At 54.8% G+C, this 4,939-nt stretch carries 2 protein-coding genes and 1 pseudogene; 2 read left to right on the top strand and 1 reads right to left on the bottom strand.

All coding sequences use genetic code 11. The features are described from left to right. Positions 1-130: 130 nt before the first annotated feature. Positions 131-2,812 (bottom strand): annotated as a pseudogene (locus RMS03_RS10905) (Tn3 family transposase); the annotation flags it as partial. A gap of 103 nt (positions 2,813-2,915) precedes the next feature. Between RMS03_RS10905 and RMS03_RS10910 the strand changes: the two are divergent. Further along, positions 2,916-4,616, top strand: coding sequence for a phage integrase family protein (locus tag RMS03_RS10910; protein WP_405023530.1), 1,701 nt, complete (start codon positions 2,916-2,918; stop codon positions 4,614-4,616). 56 nt (positions 4,617-4,672) lie between these two features. Continuing rightward, on the top strand, positions 4,673-4,939 hold a 267-nt coding region (locus RMS03_RS10915), incomplete at its 3' end, for a type II toxin-antitoxin system RelE/ParE family toxin (RefSeq protein WP_310627084.1).

Raw genomic sequence — 4,939 nt, forward strand, 5'->3', positions numbered from 1 at the left:
AACCGTGACGGATGAGGAATTGACTATGATTGAAAACCGATTGAATCACCGCCCCAGAAAGCGACTAGGATTCAAGACACCTCACGAGGTATTCCATGCCTCGTTAAAGCGTGTTGCACTTCGTCCTTGAATCCGCCAAATCCAGAATGTACAAAGTACGGCAAATATTGTCGAGTTCCCAGAGCGCTTTCTTGGTCTGGTTCTGGCGTGCGTAGCTGCTGAGTTTGCGCACAATAGTGGCTTGCGTGGTGTCCTTCTGTGCCAGTGAGGCCATGATCCGCTGGATGTTGGGCCACTCGCGAATGATCAAATCGGTGTCCACCTTGTAGGATGGACGGATCAGCACATCCTGCGCGTAGGTGCTAGGGGCCTCGAAGCTGACCAATGAGGCTGTTTTCTTGCGTAGATCCTTGTACCGTGGGGCAAATCCATAGCCGAAGGTACGCAACGTCCAGAAGTTGACGTGATTGGTGCCGTGGGTATCTGTCGAATGGCGGGTAGGCCGTATCTCCGAGGTGTTGTTGTAGAGCAAGTCAAAGACGTAATGACTTTCATGCTCATGGGTGCCAATGATGCGCGCATTGATGGGGACGTGATTGGCCACCACGGTGCAGGCGCTCACCCCCTTGTCCAGGCCGAAGTATTTGGGCGAGTATCGGGCGTTGAACGTGTCGATCTTGGTTTCCATGCGCTGACCGTCGCTGCTGGAGTGCACCTCATCGCGGATGTTGAACAATTCAAAGGCGGGCAATTTGGCGGTGGCGTTGCTGATCGCGTCATTGGCGCCACGCAGGGTTTCAGGACGGAGCATATTGCGCGCCGTTGTCAGCAAAGTGGCGTAGCTCAGACCCGACACCTCCGCCATCTTGCCCAAGCCCATGTTGGTGCCAAAGGCCACCACGCAAGCCAGTATTTCTCGCAGATGAGGCATGGACTTTGCGTGCCGTCCAAGAACGTGACTGAACGCCTCTAGGAATCCCGCTTCCTTCGCCACAAAGCGCAACAAATCCGCAATAGCGATGCTGGGCAGTTGCGCGTAAAAAGCATGGTTGGTTTGTACCTTCTCGGTTGGATACACCAGCTTCCAGCGCTTCTTCTCACCTTGGCCCGCGATCTTGATGTGCTGGTTGAGGCTGTCTGCAATACGTTGGTTAACAGCCGAGTAGCGGGTGGCTAGGGCTTGGCGAAATATCTCCAAGGTGTGACTGATGGGGGCGAGCAATAGGGGTGCATCAATTTCAGCAAGAAGAGTCGCCTTGTCTTTCCACCGCACATCGCTGATCAAGTCATCTTCGAACTGGCGGAATTCGTGGCTGTTGGTGACAAAGATGTCCCCCGACTCCAGTGCATTGCGCAGCAGTCGGTAAACCAAGAACTCATAGCGATCAATATCTAAAACCTTACCCTCGCCCTCTTGGGCATCGGTTTTTGGGTAGAGATAGCGGCGCAGATGTTTGGGGATCAGCGCGGATGGGAAGGCCGCCTTATCTGAATGGCGCGGGGACTGGTGCTGACGCAGCACCCCCTGCAAGATGCCAATGGCCTCCACCAGCGGTGCATCCTGGACGCGACCTGCGAAATCCAGCTCACAAAAGAGGTGGCGCAAGTTTCGTTTGATGGTCATGGACAACTTGGCTAGGTATTCCCACTCGAAGGCCAGGCGATCGAAAGACACATTGCGCAGATAGTTGGAAACACTGGCGAAACTCTGCGGATCAAGCAATGAAAATGCCCGCGTCTTGACGTCGATGAACGGGCTGTCCTCGGCAATCGACTCATCCACAAACAGATTGAGCACTTCCCCGGCGGCACCCAGATTAGCGTTGGCCTCCGTCGTCGCCTTGCCCATGGCCTCCATGGCCGCCGCTTTGGCCTGCTTGTCAAACTGGCCGACCAGGTAAATAAAGGCTTCGATCAGGTTGTCATTGATTTGCCGGTATCGATGCAAGGCAAAGCACAGCAGGTACAAGCGAGCGGCACCGCGTGGCATGCGCTGGAGCTTGTAATGGGTGTAGTACGGGACCAGCGAGGCATAGTATTTGCCACTCTCCTGGGAAAGTCCGGCAGAGGCTAGAAACGCGTTGGCAAATTCGTGCAGTGGATGGAAAAACTGCCGCCTTTGCACTTCAAGCCGCAGTTCCTTGAGGCCAAAGTTTTTCGGTTCCCGTTTGATGGCGTTGATGCTCAATTCCTGCCCGCTTCCCAGCAGTAGGGCATCCAGGCAGTCCACAATTTTGGCCGACGCCTGTTGCACTAAAAGTTGCGTAAGCCGCTCCATTTCTGCGGCGATAACGCCACCTATCATGTCCTGCAAGGAGCTGTATCGCGGTGCTACGTAACGCTGTTGCGAGAGATGCTGCAAAGATTCCCGCAGGATGTACAGCGGCTGGGTGGATAATGCAGCGAATCGCTGCATTCGCATAGTCAACTCATCTTTGGCAATGGCATCCCATGCGCGGTATTTGGCCAAACCCAGAATGGCCTGCTGCACACTGGTTCTTGTGGTGCTGGATGGCAATACAAGCTGCGTTACATCCAATCGGCTGAAAAAATGCTGTGCCAGGTAGCGCAAATCTGGCATGACCTGTGCCGGGGTGAAATCAAAGAATTGCCGCTTCGCTTTGAAGTAGCCCAGCTCTAACGCCAGGAAGATCCCGGCAGCGGAGCGACGCCCCTCAACTACCTGGCGCTCTTGTGCACTCATATCGAAATAGTGGCGCCGCTCTTCATCGCCAAATTGAGGTAAGCCATAGAGTTCGGTGATTTCGGCTGGCGTGAGGATGTTGAGGCGGTTCGCGTTCGGTTTTGTCATGGTTTTTGGGTCAACGAATTGCAAAATAATATGAGCATCTACACAAATGGGGAGATAAGTCTTATTATCCAAATGCACTTGTTATTTTTCTAAACTTACCTTCGTGAAAAATCGCCCATCCCAAGCGCTTGTCATCAAAAGCGAAATTTCAGCCGATTTCCCCGATTTGGGCGAGCTGGCTGCGCTGCGTGCCTGGTACGAAGGTGTGAGCTCACGCGAGGCGGTTGAGCGCTACCTGGGTGAGCAGCGTGCCAAGGACGAGTCCTCGCGTGGCGTGATCCGGCGCATCCGCCAAAAACTCATCTCTTTTGCCCGATCACGCCACCAAGCCGACCTGGTTGAACTGCTAGACCACCCAGACTCAAAAAAGGCAAACCTGTCTCGCAAGGTGTTTCAAGCCATTGACTACCTGCGCAATTCAGTGGTGCCGGAACCCTTGGTGACCGATGACATCGGCAAGTGGCTCCCAGAGCGGACTTGCCGATCCTTGCAAGCCCACGGTATCAGGACGCTGGCCGATCTCACGGTGCGCGTTCCCAGGCGGCGTATGTGGTGGGCAGGCATCGATGGACTGGGCGCTACAGGAGCCAAACGGATTGAAGCGTTTTTTGCACAGTATCCGCAACTGACCGAACGGGCTCATGCCCTGATCGCGGTGCCGACCAACTCAGACATCGTTCCTTGGGAAGTCTTGCGGGTACCTGAGGACGTTGACGGCTCCTATGGGGTGTTCCGTGCCCCACGCAAAACCTGCTCGCTCAATGCGGACAACGACTATCAGGCCGTCAATGCTTGGCTGTCTCTTCACGAAACACCATCCACACTGCGGGCATACCGCAAAGAAGCCGAACGTCTAATTCTTTGGGCGGCATTGGAACGCGGCGTAGCCATGTCTTCACTGACTGCGGAAGATGCGGTGGCATACAGGGCGTTTATGCGTCGTCCAGCAAGTCGCTGGATCGGACCATCACTATCGAGAACATCCCCAGAGTGGAGGCCATTTAACGGGCCACTTTGTGCACGGTCTGTGGCTTACGCGCTGTCTGTGCTGGGGGCCATGTACCGATGGCTGATGGAGCAGGGTTATGTGCTGACGAATCCATTTGCCGGAATCAAGGTACGCGGCGCAGCGCGCACTACCGCCATGGAGATCCAACATGTCTTCTCTGATGGCGAATGGGCGTTGATTCGTACTATTGCTGACGGATTGGAATGGTCATATGGGTGGACAGCACCAGCGGCACAGCGGTTGCGCTTTATTCTGGACTTTGCCTATGCAACGGGACTGCGCATCAGCGAGCTGGTTGAGGTGTCACTGCGCTCGGTGCACGTCGACGACCGCGACGATCATTGGCTTAGCTTGGTGGGCAAAGGCAGCAAGCCCGGAAAAGTGGCCTTGCCCCCACTGGCCAGGTCTGCCTTGCAGCGATATCTGGTTCAACGAGGGTTGCCAACCACTCCAAACATGTGGATTCCGAGCACCAAGCTGATTGGTTCCATGGGCTTGGAGAACCAGTCGGGAATATCAGCAACCCGACTCTGGGTCGTGATGAAACGATTCTTTGAAACTGCCGCTGGTGAAGTAGGACAAGAAAATCCGGCCCTTGCGGAAAAGCTGCGCAAGGCTACGCCGCATTGGATGCGCCATACCCATGCAACCCATGCACTGGCCAGAGGGGCAGAGCTGACTTCAGTGCGGGACAATTTGCGTCATGCTTCCATTTCGACCACCTCGATCTACCTGCATGGAGATGATGTCAAACGGGCCAAGCAAATGGGCAGCGCATTCTTGGTCAGGGACTGATGGAAGAAAAGACTTCACCATTTTTGTATTTTGTCGTTTTTAGACGATAATGGATTATGTTCATTGTCCGGCACTACCTCAGCGAGGATGAAAGAGATCCCTTTCAGGAATGGTTGAAAAAGCTGCGCGACCCTATTGCAAAAATGCAAGTGCTCAAGCGCGTCAACCGAGTAGAAGGCGGGAACTTCGGTGACCACAAGTTCTGCCGCGAGGGGGTATGGGAATTGCGGATCGACCAAGGGGCGGGCTACCGCGTTTACTATGCGTTGGCCAGCAACGTCGTCGTGCTGTTGCTATGCGGTGGTGACAAAGGCTCCCAGGAC

Origin of the sequence: Limnohabitans sp. (genome assembly GCF_031538885.1) — a bacterium.
GTDB lineage: Bacteria > Pseudomonadota > Gammaproteobacteria > Burkholderiales > Burkholderiaceae_C > Limnohabitans.